At 59.3% G+C, this 16,522-nt stretch carries 19 protein-coding genes and 1 tRNA gene; 7 read left to right on the plus strand and 13 right to left on the minus strand.

Annotation, left to right across the window (positions count from 1 at the left end; genetic code table 11):
- Positions 1 to 5: 5 nt before the first annotated feature.
- Positions 6 to 1,952 carry a methionine--tRNA ligase gene (metG, locus tag JNM28_03705; protein ID MBL8067531.1) on the plus strand — a complete coding sequence of 649 codons (1,947 nt, stop codon included), beginning with the start codon at positions 6 to 8 and terminating at the stop codon, positions 1,950 to 1,952.
- On the opposite strand, the gene JNM28_03710 is transcribed toward metG, so the two are convergent.
- Both JNM28_03710 and JNM28_03715 read right to left on the minus strand, forming a co-directional pair.
- Positions 1,949 to 2,281 (minus strand): YraN family protein, encoded by a 333-nt coding sequence (locus JNM28_03710; protein MBL8067532.1) that lies wholly within the window; start codon positions 2,279 to 2,281, stop codon positions 1,949 to 1,951. The genes metG and JNM28_03710 overlap by 4 nt on opposite strands.
- Positions 2,278 to 2,841 (minus strand): ribonuclease HII, encoded by a 564-nt coding sequence (locus JNM28_03715; protein MBL8067533.1) that lies wholly within the window; start codon positions 2,839 to 2,841, stop codon positions 2,278 to 2,280. Before JNM28_03715 ends, JNM28_03710 begins: the two co-directional genes overlap by 4 nt.
- Before the next feature lie 150 nt (positions 2,842 to 2,991).
- Between JNM28_03715 and JNM28_03720 the strand changes: the two genes are divergently transcribed.
- Positions 2,992 to 3,068: transfer RNA gene (locus JNM28_03720), tRNA-His, on the plus strand.
- 58 nt (positions 3,069 to 3,126) lie between these two features.
- On the opposite strand, the gene JNM28_03725 is transcribed toward JNM28_03720, so the two are convergent.
- From JNM28_03725 to mfd, 7 genes are all read right to left on the minus strand, one after another.
- Positions 3,127 to 3,957: a M48 family metalloprotease gene (locus JNM28_03725; GenBank protein MBL8067534.1), complete on the minus strand. Its 831-nt coding sequence runs from the start codon at positions 3,955 to 3,957 to the stop codon at positions 3,127 to 3,129.
- 14 nt (positions 3,958 to 3,971) lie between these two features.
- Entirely contained in the window at positions 3,972 to 4,883 is a 912-nt protein-coding gene (locus JNM28_03730; protein MBL8067535.1) for a hypothetical protein, read from the minus strand.
- On the minus strand, positions 4,880 to 5,266 hold the full coding sequence (locus JNM28_03735) for a hypothetical protein (GenBank protein MBL8067536.1): 387 nt from the start codon (positions 5,264 to 5,266) through the stop codon (positions 4,880 to 4,882). Before JNM28_03735 ends, JNM28_03730 begins: the two co-directional genes overlap by 4 nt.
- Entirely contained in the window at positions 5,263 to 5,553 is a 291-nt protein-coding gene (locus JNM28_03740; GenBank protein MBL8067537.1) for a DUF1844 domain-containing protein, read from the minus strand. The genes JNM28_03735 and JNM28_03740 overlap by 4 nt, the downstream gene beginning before the upstream one ends.
- Positions 5,554 to 5,618: 65 nt before the next feature.
- The gene (locus tag JNM28_03745) at positions 5,619 to 6,368 is read right to left on the minus strand and encodes a prepilin-type N-terminal cleavage/methylation domain-containing protein (protein MBL8067538.1); all 750 of its coding nucleotides are present in this window, start codon (positions 6,366 to 6,368) and stop codon (positions 5,619 to 5,621) included.
- Between the two features lie 143 nt (positions 6,369 to 6,511).
- Positions 6,512 to 7,312, minus strand: a complete 801-nt coding sequence (locus JNM28_03750) for a PEP-CTERM sorting domain-containing protein (protein MBL8067539.1) — start codon at positions 7,310 to 7,312, stop codon at positions 6,512 to 6,514.
- A 176-nt stretch (positions 7,313 to 7,488) separates the two neighbouring features.
- Positions 7,489 to 11,034: a transcription-repair coupling factor gene (gene mfd / locus JNM28_03755; GenBank protein ID MBL8067540.1), complete on the minus strand. Its 3,546-nt coding sequence runs from the start codon at positions 11,032 to 11,034 to the stop codon at positions 7,489 to 7,491.
- A 67-nt stretch (positions 11,035 to 11,101) separates the two neighbouring features.
- On the opposite strand from mfd, the gene JNM28_03760 reads away from it, so the two are divergent.
- Together JNM28_03760 and JNM28_03765 are read left to right on the plus strand one after the other, a co-directional pair.
- Entirely contained in the window at positions 11,102 to 11,308 is a 207-nt protein-coding gene (locus tag JNM28_03760) for a hypothetical protein (GenBank protein MBL8067541.1), read from the plus strand.
- Between the two features lie 162 nt (positions 11,309 to 11,470).
- On the plus strand, positions 11,471 to 11,611 hold the full coding sequence (locus JNM28_03765; protein MBL8067542.1) for a hypothetical protein: 141 nt from the start codon (positions 11,471 to 11,473) through the stop codon (positions 11,609 to 11,611).
- An 11-nt stretch (positions 11,612 to 11,622) separates the two neighbouring features.
- On the opposite strand, the gene JNM28_03770 is transcribed toward JNM28_03765, so the two are convergent.
- The 3 genes from JNM28_03770 to JNM28_03780 form a co-directional block, all read right to left on the minus strand.
- Positions 11,623 to 12,309 (minus strand): DNRLRE domain-containing protein, encoded by a 687-nt coding sequence (locus JNM28_03770; GenBank protein MBL8067543.1) that lies wholly within the window; start codon positions 12,307 to 12,309, stop codon positions 11,623 to 11,625.
- Positions 12,310 to 12,442: 133 nt separating this feature from the next.
- Positions 12,443 to 13,240 (minus strand): helix-turn-helix transcriptional regulator, encoded by a 798-nt coding sequence (locus JNM28_03775; GenBank protein MBL8067544.1) that lies wholly within the window; start codon positions 13,238 to 13,240, stop codon positions 12,443 to 12,445.
- A gap of 125 nt (positions 13,241 to 13,365) precedes the next feature.
- Positions 13,366 to 14,091: a GNAT family N-acetyltransferase gene (locus tag JNM28_03780; GenBank protein MBL8067545.1), complete on the minus strand. Its 726-nt coding sequence runs from the start codon at positions 14,089 to 14,091 to the stop codon at positions 13,366 to 13,368.
- Between the two features lie 146 nt (positions 14,092 to 14,237).
- On the opposite strand from JNM28_03780, the gene JNM28_03785 reads away from it, so the two are divergent.
- From JNM28_03785 to nuoI, 3 genes are all read left to right on the plus strand, one after another.
- Positions 14,238 to 14,843 (plus strand): PEP-CTERM sorting domain-containing protein, encoded by a 606-nt coding sequence (locus JNM28_03785; GenBank protein ID MBL8067546.1) that lies wholly within the window; start codon positions 14,238 to 14,240, stop codon positions 14,841 to 14,843.
- Positions 14,844 to 14,964: 121 nt separating this feature from the next.
- Positions 14,965 to 15,555, plus strand: coding sequence for an NADH-quinone oxidoreductase subunit B (locus tag JNM28_03790; GenBank protein MBL8067547.1), 591 nt, complete (start codon positions 14,965 to 14,967; stop codon positions 15,553 to 15,555).
- On the plus strand, positions 15,552 to 16,001 hold the full coding sequence (gene nuoI, locus JNM28_03795; GenBank protein ID MBL8067548.1) for an NADH-quinone oxidoreductase subunit NuoI: 450 nt from the start codon (positions 15,552 to 15,554) through the stop codon (positions 15,999 to 16,001). The genes JNM28_03790 and nuoI overlap by 4 nt, the downstream gene beginning before the upstream one ends.
- A gap of 3 nt (positions 16,002 to 16,004) precedes the next feature.
- On the opposite strand, the gene JNM28_03800 is transcribed toward nuoI, so the two are convergent.
- Positions 16,005 to 16,469, minus strand: a complete 465-nt coding sequence (locus tag JNM28_03800) for a zinc-ribbon domain-containing protein (protein ID MBL8067549.1) — start codon at positions 16,467 to 16,469, stop codon at positions 16,005 to 16,007.
- Positions 16,470 to 16,522 lie beyond the last annotated feature (53 nt).

Below are 16,522 nucleotides of genomic sequence, written 5' to 3' on the forward strand. Positions count from 1 at the left end.
CTTCCATGCCGAAGCGCTATTACGTCACCACGCCAATCTATTACGTGAATTCGGTGCCCCATGTGGGCCATGCGCTGACGATGCTGGCTTGCGACGTGTGCAAACGGTATCGTCAGATGCACGGCGAAGACGCCTATTTTTTGACCGGGACGGATGAAAACGGCCTGAAAGTGAAAGAGGCGGCCGAAGCGGCGGGCGAAGACCCGATGTTGTTTGTGGACCGGATCAGCCAGGCTTTCCGGGATTGCGCCGATTCGCTCGACGTGTCGTACGATGTGTTTTTCCGCACCACGTGCGATGAACACCGCCGGGCAGTGCAGCGGTTGTTTGAGGTGATCCGGGACAAAGGCTACATTTATCAGGACAAATACGAAGGGTGGTACGACGTCAGTGCCGAGACATTTGTTCGGGAATCCGAGTTGGTCGATGGGAAGAGCCCGGATGGGAACGAAGTCCGCTGGGTGGAAGAGGACAACTGGTTCTTCAAGCTTTCAGCTTTTGGGGATCGGCTCCTGGAAAAGATCGAGTCGGAACCGAATTGGCTTCTTCCGGCCGGGCGCAAGAACGAGGTCGTCAGTTTCATCAAGCAGGGGTTGCGTGATATTTGCATCACGCGGGCCAACCCGGGCTGGGGGATCCCGGTGCCCGGTGACGACGGCAAAGTCATCTATGTTTGGTTCGACGCCCTCATCAACTATTTGGCGGCGACCGGATGGCCAGAAGAGGGATGGCAAGAAACGTGGCCAGCCGACGTGCATTGGATGGCCAAGGAGATTTTCACCCGGTTCCATGCCACGCTTTGGCCGGCGATGTTGATGGCGGCCGACCTACCCTTGCCGAAGACGGTGATCGCCCATGGTTGGTTTGTTTTTGGCGAAAGCAAAATGAGCAAGAGCAAGGGCAATGTCATCGCTCCGGCCGACTTGACCGGATTCTTCGCCGAGAAAGGCGGGTGTTCGCCGCATGTGGCGCGAGACGTCGTCCGGTTCAGCCTGATCCGGTCGTTGCCTTATGAAGGGGACACCAATTACACCTGGGAAGAAGTCGGGCGGATCTACAATGCCGATCTGGCTAACGACCTGGGCAACGCTTTGAACCGCAGCCTGAGCATGGCGCACAAATTTAGCGGCGGAACGATGCCGGACGCGGCGGTGGAAGGCGACGCCAGAGAAGCAGTTCTCCGGGCCAAGGGTCTGGCGATGACGGCCATGGAAACCCTGCGCCTCGACGAATTTGCGGCCGCCGGGATCGACCTGATCCGTTGGCTAAACAAGTACATTGATGACCGCGCCCCGTGGGCTTTGGCAAAGAATGGCGATCCGGCTTTGGGCGCTGTGGTTGCTTCGATGCTAGACGTGGTGGCCAACGCAGCGGCGATCCTTTCACCCGTGATCCCCCATGTCTCGGCCCAGATGTTCACCCAGCTCGGCGTATCCCCAGTGGAGCGGTGGGAAGCGGTGGGCGCCGGATTGATCCCGCCGGGCACCGCCCTCAACCAGCCTGATCCGATTTTCCCCCGATTGGACAAAACCGTCATGGAAGAACTCAAACCCGAGGATAAACCCGCAAACCCCGAACCCAAACCGGAAGCCAAACCGAAAACCAAAGGCCTCCCCGAGCCGGCCGCTGAGGTCGAATTCGCCGACCTCATGAAGTTTGAGTTCCGTGTCGGTCGGATCATCGAAGCCGAGCCGGTTGAAAAAAGCGAAAAGCTGATGAAGCTCCAAGTGAAGGTCGGGGCCGAGATGCGGCAGATCTTGGCGGGGATCAAAAAGAAGTACGGGACGGAAGATTTGATCGGCCGCCAAGTGGTAGTCGTCGCCAATCTCAAACCCGCCAAGCTTATGGGGATGGAGAGCCAAGGGATGCTGTTGGCGGCCGACGATGAATCCGGGGAAGCGATTCTGCTTCAGCCCGATTCCGAAGCGCCTGAAGGAAGTAGGGTTCACTAACCCAACGCGCTTTGGTGGTGGCGCAAGCCGTCGGCATCGATGGCGATGAGGTCGAACCTGGCCAGGAGGTCAGGGCCGCCAGCCGCGTAGCAGTACTCTTCGGCGGCGGCCTTCAACCGGTGCGATTTGGTCTGGGTCAGGGCTTCTTCCGGTGAAACCGGACCGCGGGCGCGCGATTTGACCTCGACGAACACCAACGTGTCGCCATCCAAAGCCACGATGTCGATTTCCCCCGACCGGGTTTTGACCCTCCGCGCGACGATGGTGTAGCCCAGTCCCAACAAATGGTCTGCGGCTTGGTCTTCGGCATCGGTTCCGGGTCTCTTCAAAACAGCCCCGGCTGGTTCAGCATTGACTTGACGGGTTCAAACGACCGTCGGTGGATAGCGCAGGGCCCGAGCCGGGCGAGGGCTTCCCGGTGGGCGGGGTTGTAGTAGCCAAAGTGGGTATCAAAGCCGTACCCGGGGAAGGCAGACGCCGCTTCGGCCATCAGGCGGTCGCGCGTGACTTTGGCAAGAATCGAAGCCGCGGCGATGGAGGCATTTTTTGCATCGCCTTTGATCAATGTCGAAGTTGGGCAGCTTGCGCCGACTGGGGGTTGGTTCCCGTCAACGACGGCAGCTGGGGGATCGAGTTCCGCGATAGACCGACCCATCGCCAAAAGGGTGGCCCTCAAGATGTTGAGCCGATCCACCTCTTGGGGGGGAACGATGACGAGGGAATAGCGGCACTGGGCGACAATGCGCCAAAACACGAAATCCCTTTGCCCGGCGGTCAATTTTTTCGAATCGTTCAGCCCGGTTGCATCGAACCCCTCGGGCAGGATGGCCGCGGCCACCACCAGGGGCCCGGCAATCGGCCCCCGTCCGGCTTCGTCGACTCCGGCGATTTGCGGGTCAAAGGGGAGGGGTTCGATTCCGCCATTCTATCGGATTGCCCGTCCCTGATCAACCATTCGCCGGGGAACAGCAAAAACCAACGCAAAATGGGCAGTCCCCCAAAAGCGGTCGAACGTGGGATACACTTGGGCCGAAGCGTGGCGAGTATAGCTCAGTTGGTTAGAGCGCCTGACTGTGACTCAGGAGGTCGCCGGTTCAAGCCCGGTTATTCGCCCCATAATTTTTTTTCCCGCAAGGTTTCATATCATGCGGTCGCTTCGCGGGCGGCAAATCCTTCAAGGTCGGAGCCCTGGGGGAAGACCTTCTGGGAATTGGGCCTTGATTTCGTCCTCGATTTTCTCGATCCGGTTGCCGGGATTAGGGTGGGTGGACATGAATTCCGGTTGGCGCGATCCACCGGTTGCCTTTTCGAGGATTTGCATCACGCCGATCATGGCCCGGGGGTCGTAACCTGCCTCTGCGGTGAGCCGGACTCCCCAACGGTCTGATTCCAGTTCGTCCTCGCGTCCGTACTTCATGTTGAGCATTTGGCCGACCGCTTGGGCGAGGACGGCCGAGTTCGGGTTGTCGCTGGCTGCGGCAACGGCGGTGGAAAGGCCTTGGCTCAGCTGCTGCTTGGCCATTTGCTGGGCGCCGTGCCGTTCGATGACGTGCCCGACCTCGTGCCCCAAAACCCCTGCCAGTTGCCCTTCGGTTTCCAGGCGTCCCAAGAGGGCCCGGGTGATGAAGACCTGGCCGCCAGGCAAGGCAAAGGCATTGATGGTTTGGTTATCGGCGAGGAGGTGGAATTCGAACCGATAGGGGGAATTCTTGGCCACCGTGTTGTGGACGATCAAGTTTCCGACTCGGTGGACGGCATCGGCTTCCGGCCCGGTGAGGACTTCGCCGCCGTGTTGGGCCGCCATTTCGGGGGCTGCCTGCAGTCCGAGGGTGATTTCCTGTTCGGGCGAGAGGCTGACATGTTGGGACTCGCCGGTCACCGGGTTGGTTTGGCTGCTGGCGAAATAGCCGAAGATCGCAAACCCGGCAACGATTAGCCCCATCAGGCACGAACCCCTGCCCTGGCGGACGGGTTGCGGTCCTTGCCGGTATCCTGGTCTTCCCATGCCGATAATTTATCTCATTGCGGCGGCCTAGCCATGGCTTGGTACCGGCGGTTGACACGGAAACCATATTTGCCATAAAAGTCGACCAGGCTGGTCCAGTCGATGATGCACTGGGCAACGCCGAGCCCCTTGAGGTGGGACAGCCCGTACGAGAGAAGCGCTCCGCCCAGCTTTTGACCCCTGACCCGTTTTGAGACGCCGATGGGGCCGAGCGCCCCCGACTGGGATCCAAGATCCAAATGCCAATTCCACCCGGCGACCGGGTGGGCGGTCGTCTTGAAGTTTTGGGTGTAGGCAAAACCCTCGATCGTCCCGCCAACCCAGAGGGCCACAATGTCGTGCGCTTCGTGCCATTGCCGGCATTTTTCGACGACGGTGTCGTAATGCCACCTGCCGGGGAACTCCCGGGTGAGGAATTCATCAAGGGCCGGGACGTCGGCTTCGCTGCAGAGCCCCATTTGGATTCCCATGCTCTCCATCGGGGCGATCCATCCCGGTTCGCTTTGAAATCCCCTTAGGTCGTGCTCCAAATCGTTGGCACAATCGCCCTGCTTGCTAAACCCGTGGCACTCCAAAAGGCTGACGATTTCGGGGCACTCTTCGGGGACGCCCGGAAAGAAGTGGCCCTGGTCCTGGCCAAAAACAACTGGCCTCCCGGGAGGCACGCGTTCCAAAAACTGAGACAAGATCCGATCTGCATCTTGCAGGGTCTGGAAGGCGAAGCTGTTGATGTGGATCCGGTTGAGGTTGGGCTCGCCGAACAGCGTTCCGTAAGGGTCGTTCTTGGCAAAAAGGAATCCGCTGCCGTCTTCAACCGAAAGGTCAGGAAGGTAGTTTTTGTGCTGGAAAACCTTTAGTTCGAAGAGCCGTTCTTCGACGGCGAACTTCGGCCCGTAGGTTGCCAGCCAGAGTTCGGCCCGGCTCACGAGACGGTGGCTTTGCCGGAATTCTTGCCGGCCGTCCGGAACGCCTTTTCAACGGCCTCGCCGGTTGCGTTCAATAATTGGTTGAGTGTGGCGGGGTCTTGGCAAAGGATGTGGAGCAGACTGGGTGAAGAAAACAGCCTTTCGAACGAGTCTGGTGGTGCGGTCCAAGATTGGGCGGTGGGGCGGGTTGGCTCCAGGTGGCGGGCCAATTGGCGTTTAACGTGCGGGTAGTTGCGGATGAGCCAAGCCCGCTCGGCAACAAACTGGTGCTCCAGCCCGGGGGACTGGCCATAGCGTGATGCGTCGGCGACGACCGCGGCAAGGTGGGCAAAGTGGTCGCAGAATGCGGCGGCCAGTTGGTCTTGGCGGAGTTCGCGGCTCATTGCCCTTCCTCCGCACACTTTTGGACATAGTTGATTTTGAGGTTGCTGACCAGGTTCTGCATTTGGCGCTTATCGCTTTCATCCAATTGCGGGATCAGGTGTTCGGCCAATTGGGCGACGACATCAACGGCAGTTTTTGCTTGAGCCAAGTCCTTTTCGATCTTGCCGGTGGCAAAGTCGTTTTGGAGTCCAAGTTTTTGCCAGGCGATGGCCGCCAGTTGGTCGATCATGACGGCAAGGACTTGGTCGATGTGGATGGGTTGCGTTCCTTGCGGATCGTTGGACATCTGATAATGCGGACGGTACGGCATCTAAAAATGCGGCAAGAATATGGAATTGTCGCAAAAGCGCGTTACTGAGCGAGCGGCTCGCGCCAGAACCAATCTCTTTTAAGTTCGCCTTTTTTGTAAGTCCGGGTATTGCCGTCAGCAAAGATGAAGATCGCCCGGCCGTTATGGCGGACGACGTGGTCTTGGTTGTCGACGGTCACGGTGCCTTGATGGCGGAAATCTACGTTAGGCACGTTGTTCCAAAACTCCATGGGATCGAAGAAGTTGAAGAGGTGCTTTTTGCCGTCTCCACCGGGGATCCAGGAAACGTTGTAGAACGCCGAAGTGGCAAACACGACGGTGCGGGAAGCGTTTTCGAGGGAGGTGCTGGTGGCGGCCCCTGTGCAGTTCGGGAACTGGGAGTAGTCGTTGCGTTCGTGCATGTCGCTGCCGATGACGCCCCAGTTGTAGCCGATCCCAGTTTCGTCGCCCATCCAGTCTTCGGCGACGAGGGTTGGGTCGCGGCCGACTTTGCCTTTGATGTAGGGGCTGAGCAAGCCGAGAGAGTTGTCGTACCGGTAGGTGTCGATCTGGCGGCCGAACCAGGCTTGCATCACCGGACCGTCGGCATACATGGCCAAGGGGAACGTGTCGTCGCTGTCGGCTTGGTAAAGGGCGGCAGCGGTGTAGATCTGCTTCCCGTTGCGCCCGACCCCCATGGTCTCAACGGCGGCTTTGGCTTGGACGAGGACGGGGAAGATGAAGGCGGCCAAGATGGCAATGATGGCGATGACGACCAACAGCTCAATGAGGGTGAATCCTTTTGCGCGCATATGCCCCTGCCCTAACCGTATGATAGGCGACTCCTGTTAATGTGACGAGGGCCTCGGGCCAAAAAGTTTATAGAACTCATGCCAAACAATCAAATCCGCCGCCTTTGAAGAAGGCGGCGGATTTGAATGGGTGCAGTCCCGATTTACTTGCGCTTGCGGCGGGCGGCAGCAGCAGCCACCAAGCCGAGGACGGCGAGGGTCGCCGGTTCGGGCACCGCATTTCCAACGACGTTGAAGTCGTCGATGGCGATGTTGGCGTCGCTGCCTTGGTCGTCAACGTCGGACCAGCGGAGGAACACGCTTTGACCGTTGGCGAGCGGCGTGGCGAACGTGATGTTGCCAAAGAAGTTGACTTGGTTGGCGGCAAGGTTGCCGTCGAGGGCCCCGTTGGTGGCAACCGGCGTCGGGCCGACCAGGTTGAAGGTGGCATCGTTGGTCAAGCCGGCATCAGTCAGGTAGGTGGCCGAAGTCGAGTTAACGCCCCATGCGAAAGTCATCGTGTTCGGGGTTCCGCTGCTCGAGGTGGAGGAGCGCCAGTTTTCTTGGTGGAACCGCAGGGTGATGGAGTCGAGGGCGACACCGGTGTTGTTGACGATTTCCACACCGAAGGCCATGATGCGGCTGCCCGAGGCGAGCATCCCGAGGGCGCGCTCCGCGCTGCCGACCGCGCCGTCGGAGTACATGCTGCCGGCGTTGGAGGAGCCGTCATTTGCGGTCAGGTCGGTGGCCGCGGTGGTGGTACCGGCGATGCGGGTGCCGTCGAAGGTGGAACCGGTGATGGCGGATTGGACGCCAACAGTCGCCGAGAACATGCCGGTGACAGTGGTGGAGCCAAGGCCGTCGAAGTTCTCACCAACGGCAGAGTTCGGGGCGGTCAAAATGAGGCTGGCGTTGGCACCAGCAGCTACTGCGGCAAATGCCGCAAGAGCAATGGTTTTGTTCATGGTTTTATTCCTCTCAGATCAGCCGGGAATAGTGAGGAGCACCGTTCCCGCCGAGACAGCCCAAGTGTAACGGTTTGCCGCTTGCAGGGGTTGCCGACCGGGCCCAAATCGGTTAAGAGACGGTCAACCCCCGAAAATTTCCAGCAAATTTGCCAGGGTGTCCGTGCCCGTCCGACCTAGTTTGCCGAGTAGATACGCGACTCGGCGAGTTCGGTTTGGGCGTTGTCGAGAGCCTTGAGGAAGCTGTGGACGGCCTCCAGCGGGGAGCCGGCAAACGGCCAGATGAGGTCGTCTTGGCTCATGTAGGCATCGCCCTTGTGCCGGGCAATGATTCCCGGGATGCGGGGATGGGGCGGGTGGTTTTCCGAAAATGTGACCTTGAGCCGGCCCTGGTTCCCGTCGATCTGTTGGATATGCAGTTCGCGAGCGGTGATGCGGGCCGCCATGATGTCGACGGCGGTTTTGACTTCTTTCGGGAGCCGGCCATACCGGTCTTCGAGGTCGGCGGCGACTTCGGCAAGGGCAAGGGGGTTGCGTGCGGTCATCAGTTGTTTGTAGAAGTAGAGCCTTTGGGCGGGGTCTTCCACAAAGTGTTCCGGGATGAGGGCTTGGACGGGGAGATCGATGGCGGGGAGGGGCTCCAATCCGGCGAGGGGGTCTTCGTATCCGGAAGGCCGGTCGCCATCGGCATAGGTTTTGAGAAATTGGACTTCGCTTTCTATGAGCTGGGTGTAAAGGTCGTATCCGATCGCCATCATCTGCCCGGACTGTTTTGCCCCAAGGATGTCGCCGGCTCCCCTGATTTGGAGGTCGCGGAAGGCTAGGGAATAGCCAGATCCGAGTTGGTTGAACTCAGCAAGCGCCGTCAGGCGTTCGGTACCGGTTTCCGTCAGCGATTTATCGGGGGCATAGAGGAGGTAGGCGTACGCTTGCCGGTCGGACCGGCCCACCCGCCCACGGAGTTGATAGAGTTGCGAGAGTCCAAAGTAGTCGGCATTTTCAACGATCAAGGTGTTGGCGTTGGGGATGTCCAGCCCAGCTTCGACGATAGTGGTGCTAACCAGGACGTCGATCTCCCCTTGGACGAACCCGACCATGACCGGTTCGAGTTCTTTCTCCGTCATTTGGCCGTGGCCAACGGCGACCCGGGCATGGGGGACAAGCTTTTTGAGCCGGTCGGCGACATGGTAGATGCCGCTGACGCGGTTGTAAACATAAAAGACCTGTCCCCCCCGGGCCAATTCCCTCAACACGGCCTCCCGGACGACCTCGTTGCTGGTCGGCCGGACGAACGTCCGCACGGGGAGGCGTCCGGGTGGCGGGTCGTTGATCAGCGACATCTCCCGAATGTTCATGAGGGCCATGCTCAGGGTGCGGGGGATGGGGGTGGCACTCATGCTCAGGACGTCGACATTCACCCGGAGCTTCTTCAGCGATTCCTTGTGTTTGACCCCGAATTTTTGCTCTTCATCGATGACGAGCAACCCGAGGTCTTTGAATTTGAGCTCGCTGCTGAGGAGGGCATGGGTTCCGATGACGATATCGAGTTCCCCAGACTCCAATTTTTCTAGAGCCTGGCGCCGTTCGCCGGCCGTGACAAACCGGTTGAGCAGGGCGATTTCAATATCGAATCCGGCCAACCGCTCTGAGAACGAGCGGTAGTGTTGCTCGCTGAGGATGGTTGTGGGGCAAAGGATGGCCACCTGTTTGCCGGATTGCGCCACCAGGAATGCGGCGCGGACGGCGACTTCGGTTTTGCCGAACCCGACATCGCCGCAAACGAGCCGGTCCATGGGGTACCCGGACTTCAGGTCTTGCTTGACGTCGTTGATTGCCTGAAGTTGACTGGGGGTTTCGACATAGGGAAAGGTGTTCTCCATTTCATGGAGGGTCTCCGCATCTGACCGGTAGGCATCGCGGGTGACCTTTTTCCGTTCGGCATAGAGCTTAATGAGATCCCTTGCGAACTCCCGGGCTTCCTCGCGAGCCTTGGCGACTGCTTTCTTCCACTCCCCCCCCGTAAGCCTGTTTATCTTGGGTTCGGCATCGCTTGGGCTCACATACTTTTGGATTCTGTCGAGCTGGTCGGCCGGGACAAAGAGCTGGTCGGGGGCTTTGTATTTGATGTGCAGATACTCTTTTTGGATGCCATCTTGGGTCCGCTGCACCAGACCCTGGAAAACCCCGATGCCGAAGTTGATATGCACCACAAAATCTCCCGGTTTGAGGTCGAGGACGGTGGTGATCGGCATGCCTTCGCTGAACTTGCGTTGCGGCAACTTGAGCCTGGCCACCCCATAGAGCTCGTGGTCGGTCATGACGGCGAGGTTTGCCTTTGGAATGGCAAAGCCCGCTGCTGGGTTGCCGTCTATGATGTAGAGCCCCGGTGGCAAGCCATCCGATTGATCCCAGGGGTGCCCGTTATCGAGCGCAGTCGGAAAAATTTCGACTTGGGCGAGCACGGATCGTGTCCGGCTCGGCTGGTCGGTGGCAAAAACAACGCAAAGCCCCTGGTTGACCCAGTTTTGGATGCTGCGGGTGAGGGCAGCGGGCTGCCCCCGGTAGTTGTCGACCGGAGCGGCCCCAATCTCGAACTCCTCTGATTGGCCAATCCAGTCCGGGACTGCGTTCATCGCGGTAAGGCTGATGAGGTTGGGGGCGTCGGCAAAATGCTCGGCCGAATGGACGAAGTCGTTGGCGTGGGATTCGAGGATTTCGCCCCTTTGATGCCGGTGGGAAAGGGCTTCGCCGAGTTCTTCCGCTAAGCGGACAGCCGTCGATTCGAGGTCAAGCGGTTCGTCGAGGATGAGCAGCCCTTCTTCCCCGAGGTAATCGATTGCGCAGGGCCCGTCGGGTTGGATGAGGGGCCGGTAAAGGTCGAGCCGGTCGAAATAGGTTTGGTTCTCCAGTGCGAGACGGTCTTCGTTGACCAGTTCCTCAAGGCGTTTGGCAGCATCCTCGCCAAGGTTTGCGGATTCGACTTCAACGGCGCGCTGGAGCATGTCGTCTAATCCGAGTTCGGGAGAAGGGAGCACGGTCTCGCGGCTGATGCCGATGGAAAAGGCAGGCGCCGGATCGCTTGACCGTTGGGTCATGGGGTCAAACCGGCGGATCGATTCGATGGTGTCGCCAAAGAATTCGACCCGGACGGGGAGGTCGTGCCCAACTGGGAAAATGTCGAGGATTCCTCCCCTCCGGCAGTATTGTCCGGGAACCCGGACCGGATCGGACGCTTCGTAACCCAGTCCCAGGAGTCGGCTGGCCGCCTCTTTCGATTCGATTTCGAGCCCTGGGGCGAATTCCAACGTGTTTTCCAGGATGTCGAGGGTGTGTAGGGTTCGTTCGAGGGCCGCCTGAGGTGTGGCGATGACGAAACCGGGTTCTTGAGAAGCGAGGAACCTGAGCGACCCAAGTCGGTCGCTGAGGGCGACGGTTTCCGGCGCGGCGTCTTCGAAAAGGGCACTCAGGCCACTTGGCAATAGCCGGATCCGGTCTTGGGGGACACCAAACAAAATAAGTTTTGCCTGCCAAGAAAGGGCAGCCTCGTAATTGCGGACGACGAGCAGCGTCTGGCGGGGGTTGCTTGCATAGAGCCCGGCGGCCAGGCAGGGTCGGGCTCCCGCCGAAAGGTGCGACCAAGTTGCCGACCCCCCCCCGGGTTGGGTTGCCTCAAAAAGATTTGGGTGCTGCGTGAGGCGGCGCGCCAGTTGGTGCAGGCGCATTCCTGCTTATTATGCGTGGGGCGCGTGGGGGTCTCGGGTCGCTCTGGCGTGGAAAAAGTCGGTTGGGATGGACTCCGGGAAGGCACTCACCGCAGGGATTTGGATCACCGGTGCGCTTGTGTTCGCACTGGGGTTCCGTATTGTCTCGGGCCTGGGGAATGGGCCCGGTCGGCCGATGCCCCGATTTTCGATGCAGACCGTTGACGGAGAAAAACTCGCCAACCAGGATGTTGCGGGCCGCGTTGTGTTGTTTTATGTCAGCGGCGAAGGGTGAGGGGCTTGCGAAGCCGCCGGTCCGGCGGTTACCAGGATTTTCGACAGCTACCCGGAAAAACGGGTTGCCGTCATCGCCGGCGACGCTTGGAATGACGACCGGGCCGGGGCGGCGGCGCTATCCAAAAAACTCGGAGTCCCGACCGCAGTGGGGATCCGGCAAGTGGCCAGGGCGTTCGGCTCGCACAGCGTCCCGTTTTTTGTGGTTGTCGGCCGCGACGGTCGCGTTGTTCACACGCAAGTAGGATTTGGCGACGGGCAACCGTTGGAAGATGCGGTCAACCGGGCTTTGACCGCCCGGTAGACCGGAGAGCCTCACTTGCGTCGTTTGCGCCAGGCGGCGATAGCCGCCAATCCGAAGAGGGCCGTGGTTGCCGGCTCAGGCACGACGTTTGTGTCGATAACCAGCTCGGGGTGGAATGAACTCGTCGTCGCTTCCCGTTGGACATAAACAAAGGACTTGTTCTCGCTCCCAACGAGCATCATCCCTTGGTTGGCTTGCGTCCCGGCGACCCATTGGGCAACCAGGCTGGTCACATCGAATTCGTGCCATTGGCCAGTCCCATTGCCGCTGATCGCCGTTGTTGAGTAGGGGTTGACCCCTTGGCCGCCACCGGTTCCGACGAAGTCACCGCCGGCATTGGCCCACGGCGTGACGGAGTCGGAGTTGGTCCACGAGGCCTGGTTTTCCACCCAGTCCCTGTTGATGCGGAAGATGTCGACGGTTTGGGTTTCCTGCCCGCCGTTGAAGGTCTGGCCGAACAGTCGCAACTTGGCACTGGTGACGATGGTGGAAGTGGCGAGCGAGGACAGGTCGAATTTCATCGCCGTCCGTTGCACATTCCCTGGGCCATTGTAGGTGGAAAGGATATCGGCGCCGAAGTTGCTTGTTGGGAAGAACGAGAGGATCCGGGTGTCTGCCGAGGGCCCAAAGGTCAGGATATCGGCATGGGCGGCGGCGGCGCAAGCGAACAAAAGAGGCAAGGCAAAGCGTTTGAGCATGTTTTCTCTCCGAATCGGAAGCCCGTCAAAACCAACGGGAATTGCAAAAGAGTGTAACACAAACGTTAGGTTTTGGTTAACGGCGTGAGCGACAACCACAAACGGTGAATGCCGACCAGCGCTGACCGCCGCGTCAGCGTGTATCCCGGAACGATGTTTTCACGAGTTTTTGGGACCTCAGCTCCCGCGGGGAGGCCCCAAAGGCGTCTCGGACAAGCTTGTTGAACCTCTGGAGGTCGGGAATCCCGACGCTGTGGGCGATGGACTTGATGGGCTCGGGGCTGGAAACAAGGAGTTGGCAGGCCGTTTCCAACCGCTTTTGCCGGACATATTGTTGGGGGGTGACGCCCAATTCCTCTCGCATGACGCGGATCAGGTGGTTGTGGGAGATTCCGGCAACCCGGGCGAGATCCGCAACGGAGAAATCATTGGCGAGGTTCTGGTCGACAAAATCCCGGACCTTAGCAAGGGATGGATTTTCTGCCGAGGCGTTGGGTTCGGTCGAGAGGCTCCAAAGGAGGGTCCAGATGACGGATTGGGCGGCGCACTTGGTGAACAAGAAGCGGTCGAAAGCCATGGCGAGCAAATTGTCAAACGCGGGCAGGTAAGGGGCAAAATCGGAAATGGTGGGTAACGAAACCAGATGCGTTGCTTCCGGGTGGGCGGTGAAATGAAGGAAAAAGTGACCGTTCTTTGGGCAATCGTCCCGGCGGATGTTGGCGAGGGATCCTGGTGTGACCACGATCGCCGATCCTTCGTTGAACCTCTGGGCGCTGCCGTTGACCGTGATTTCTCCGCTGTAGAACGTGAGGATGAGGACATGCCACTGGGGGCTCTGTTGCCACGCGAGTTGGGTTTTTTTAAAGTCGTAGCCGGAGACTTGCCCGATGGTCGGCGGAAGGTCGAGCTTGAAGGGAACGGATTTGACCATTTGTGGTGACCTGGTACCACTAATGTTGAATGGAGACCACTAGCTGGTAATCATTCAACATATGAAGTCATGATAGCCCCGATTGCCGACAAAAACAAGGGTGGCCTTGAAAATTGCCGATGCAATCACCGGCCATAGCCGGGGGGGCGGAACAGGATCAGGTCGGCAATGCGGTGGTAGCCGAGTTTGGGATAGAGTCGGGCACCATCGGAGCTTGCAGCCAAAACGCTTAGGGAGTCTGGGTTATCTTGCAAAAGCGCCGACATGAGGGCGGCGCCAATCCCTTGACTGCGGTGGCGGTGTTGGACAAAGAGGTTGCTGACCCAGGTTCCCAATCCGCCGATCCGGAGAGAGCTCACCCAGCCGACCGGCTCCCCCTCCAGAAAGCAGGCATAAAGCCGGTTGGGAGCATCGGGAACCCCAACGTGTTCCAGCTCGATGTGCTTGGCCTTTGAGATCTTTTGGATGTGGAGGACCATGTCCAGCGAGTCAATACGACGCACATCGTGCCCAAAGCAGAGGGTGGCTTGCGCCGGTTCGAGCGTGAAGAACGGTTCGGTGGAAAACCGGCGCCAACCGTGGCCTTTAAAGAGCCGGGCGGCGGATTCCAAACTTTGGTGGACGGGGACGGCTAGTGCCAAGCTCCACCGGTTCGCCGGGATCGATTCCCCGACTCTCAAAATCAGCTCGGGGTCTGCGGTGGCGGTGATGAGCTCGGCGGCGCGGGCCTTTGGCCGGTGGGGAGTATCCGCCAGGATCCAAACCCCATCTTGGAGTCGGGGCACGACCGGATAGGCTCGGGATCGGATCTGCGAAAACGCCCGGGCAAAGACTTCTAGCGGGACGTCCACCTGTCGATTTTAGCTTGCATCGGGCAAAGGCAGTTTATTCCATTTGCCAGTATTTTTACGGGCGAAGATGAACGGATGTTTCGGTTACGCTCATGAGAGTTGCGGCCAATGCTGCACAACAACTTGGTATTCGAGTTGAGGAAATTATGAAAAGATTGCCGGTATTGATCCTTGTTGCCGTGGCGTTGCCCGGTTATTCCCAAACCCTTTCGACTGCCCTTTCAAACAATGGAACCGGGGGAATTTTCATGACCCTGACATCCAACAGCGATTTAAGTGTGGTTTCGTTCGACACCTACTTCGGTGCCGCGGCGGGAACGGCCGGTAGTATTGAAGTCTACGTGCGGGACGGCGCGTATGCTGGATTCACGGCCAGCAATGTCGGTTGGACTTTGTTTGACACGGTTGCCTTCACGTCGAACGGAACGGCAACCTTGGCCGCCGTGACGCTCAACAACCAGATCTCATTGCAAACCGGGATCGGAAAATCGGTTTACCTGCACAGTGTCACAACCGGCAACGGGATCCGTTACACCGGGACGTCGGCTGCTCCGCCTCAAACCACATGGTCAAATGCCGATTTGACTTTGTTCAGCGATGTTTCCCGAACAGGAGCCGTGCCATTCGGTGGCACGCAGTTCACGCCACGGACCTTCGCTGGCAACGTGAACTACCAAGCGGTTCCGGAGCCGGCCAGCCTCGCTGTGCTCGGATTGGTTGGAGCGGCAGCGGCCCGCCGGCGCAAAAGGTAATCAAGGGTTCGTCGGATGAGAGACGGGGCGGTTTGAGCCGTCCCGTTTCCATTTTTGACAAAACAGGCTCAGGGATCCGCCAACGGCCCGGTCGGCGAACGAGTAGAATCGGGGGGAGCCGATGCCCAAAAGAGTCGAAACCCTGGTATTGCACGACAGTTCCACCCCGGTTTTCGGGGATATCCAAAAAGGTGGGAGCGTGGTTGTGACAAGTTCAAAGACCTTGCTGGATATTGGGATGAACCAGGCGCGGGCGCATGCCCTCTGGCCGCTGACATTCGGTTTGGCCTGTTGCGCCATCGAGATGATGGCGACGGTAGCGAGCCGGTTTGACTTAGCCCGATTCGGGAGCGAGGCATTCCGAGCGACCCCCCGGCAGGCGGACGTCATGATCATTGCCGGGCGGCTTAGCAAAAAGATGGCCCCGGTATTGCGGCAGATCTATGACCAGATGCCCGAGCCCAAATGGGTGATTAGCATGGGGGCCTGTGCCAGCAGCGGCGGCGTCTACAACAACTACGCCATCGTCCAGGGCGCGGACCAGGTGGTTCCGGTCGATGTCTATGTCCCGGGTTGCCCGCCGAGCCCCGATGCCCTCATGTACGGCATCATCAAACTGCAAAACAAAATCAAGCAACAAGCCATGGGCAAAAACCGGCAGATGAAGATCCTGGAAGTCATCCCCAGCACGCAGGAAAAGGTGACGGTGTGAGTTTTGAAGTTTTGAAGGATGTCGCCAAGCCGATCATCACGGGTTTTGGGATTACGGCCAAGCGCCTGTTGCACGAAAAAGTCACCGTCCAATATCCCGAAGAGCGGCGGGAGCAGTTCGTCCGAACCCGTTGGCGCCATGTCTTGACCCGCTACGACTCCGGTTTGGAGCGTTGCATCGGGTGTTCCCTGTGCGCTGGGGCGTGTCCCGCACGCTGCATCTATGTCCAAGCGGCGGAAAATACCGACGAAGACCGCCGCTCGCCCGGCGAACGGTACGCCGAACGCTATGAAATCAATATGTTGCGGTGTATTTTCTGTGGGTACTGCCAGGATGCTTGCCCGACCGGAGCTATCGTTCTGCGCAAAGATTTTGAGTTGGCCAATTACGAGCGCGAGGACTTCATCTACACCAAAGAGATGTTGCTCGAGCCCATCCGGCGTTAGGCGTCATCGGTCGGGATCAGCAGACCGGGATTGTGCCGGATGGTTTCCGGCGGGTTGGTTGAACATCGGTGCGCATCCCCGGATGAATCCGCCGAGCATCATGACCAAAATGATGAGGTAGTACCAAGCAAACGGCCCTCCTCGGCCCGCCGACCCCACGAGGGATCCCAAGCCTTTTTTGGCTCCATAGACCACGGCCGCCGGGCGGAACTCGGTCTTCGACCTTGCACAATCCGGGCACCGGGGGCCGGCGGGCCCCAGGATCACGCATTTGGTGCAGATCGGCCGTTCGCATCGCCCGCAGCTCAGGTTGGTGGCCTCCTTGGGGTGGCGATAGCAGTAACGGGTCTCTTCCCCAGGAGGGGCGGCTTGGCTTTGGGCCCGTTGTGCTTCGACCAAATTAAGTCCGCATTTGGCGCAAAACCGGGCTTCTTCTTCGTTTTGCTTGCCGCAGCGGGGGCAGTTCATGGGCCTTGGGTGATTATATCTTTCCCCTGCTTACCAGTCATCCCCGGGACTCC

It is taken from the genome of Armatimonadota bacterium (assembly GCA_016789105.1).
Taxonomy (GTDB): domain Bacteria; phylum Armatimonadota; class Fimbriimonadia; order Fimbriimonadales; family Fimbriimonadaceae; genus UphvI-Ar2.

Excerpts from the sequence above, each read along its gene's own strand:
- mfd (MBL8067540.1), bottom strand. The coding sequence starts at position 11,034 with ATGCGCCTGCACCAACTGGCGCGCCGCCTCACGCAGCACCCAAATCTT.
- JNM28_03735 (MBL8067536.1), bottom strand. The coding sequence starts at position 5,266 with ATGAGCCGCGAACTCCGCCAAGACCAACTGGCCGCCGCATTCTGCGAC.
- metG (MBL8067531.1), top strand. The coding sequence starts at position 6 with ATGCCGAAGCGCTATTACGTCACCACGCCAATCTATTACGTGAATTCG.
- JNM28_03760 (MBL8067541.1), top strand. The coding sequence starts at position 11,102 with ATGGACTCCGGGAAGGCACTCACCGCAGGGATTTGGATCACCGGTGCG.
- JNM28_03745 (MBL8067538.1), bottom strand. The coding sequence starts at position 6,368 with ATGCGCGCAAAAGGATTCACCCTCATTGAGCTGTTGGTCGTCATCGCC.
- JNM28_03790 (MBL8067547.1), top strand. The coding sequence starts at position 14,965 with ATGCCCAAAAGAGTCGAAACCCTGGTATTGCACGACAGTTCCACCCCG.
- JNM28_03785 (MBL8067546.1), top strand. The coding sequence starts at position 14,238 with ATGAAAAGATTGCCGGTATTGATCCTTGTTGCCGTGGCGTTGCCCGGT.
- JNM28_03740 (MBL8067537.1), bottom strand. The coding sequence starts at position 5,553 with ATGTCCAACGATCCGCAAGGAACGCAACCCATCCACATCGACCAAGTC.
- JNM28_03800 (MBL8067549.1), bottom strand. The coding sequence starts at position 16,469 with ATGAACTGCCCCCGCTGCGGCAAGCAAAACGAAGAAGAAGCCCGGTTT.
- JNM28_03775 (MBL8067544.1), bottom strand. The coding sequence starts at position 13,240 with ATGGTCAAATCCGTTCCCTTCAAGCTCGACCTTCCGCCGACCATCGGG.
- JNM28_03770 (MBL8067543.1), bottom strand. The coding sequence starts at position 12,309 with ATGCTCAAACGCTTTGCCTTGCCTCTTTTGTTCGCTTGCGCCGCCGCC.
- JNM28_03725 (MBL8067534.1), bottom strand. The coding sequence starts at position 3,957 with ATGGGAAGACCAGGATACCGGCAAGGACCGCAACCCGTCCGCCAGGGC.
- JNM28_03750 (MBL8067539.1), bottom strand. The coding sequence starts at position 7,312 with ATGAACAAAACCATTGCTCTTGCGGCATTTGCCGCAGTAGCTGCTGGT.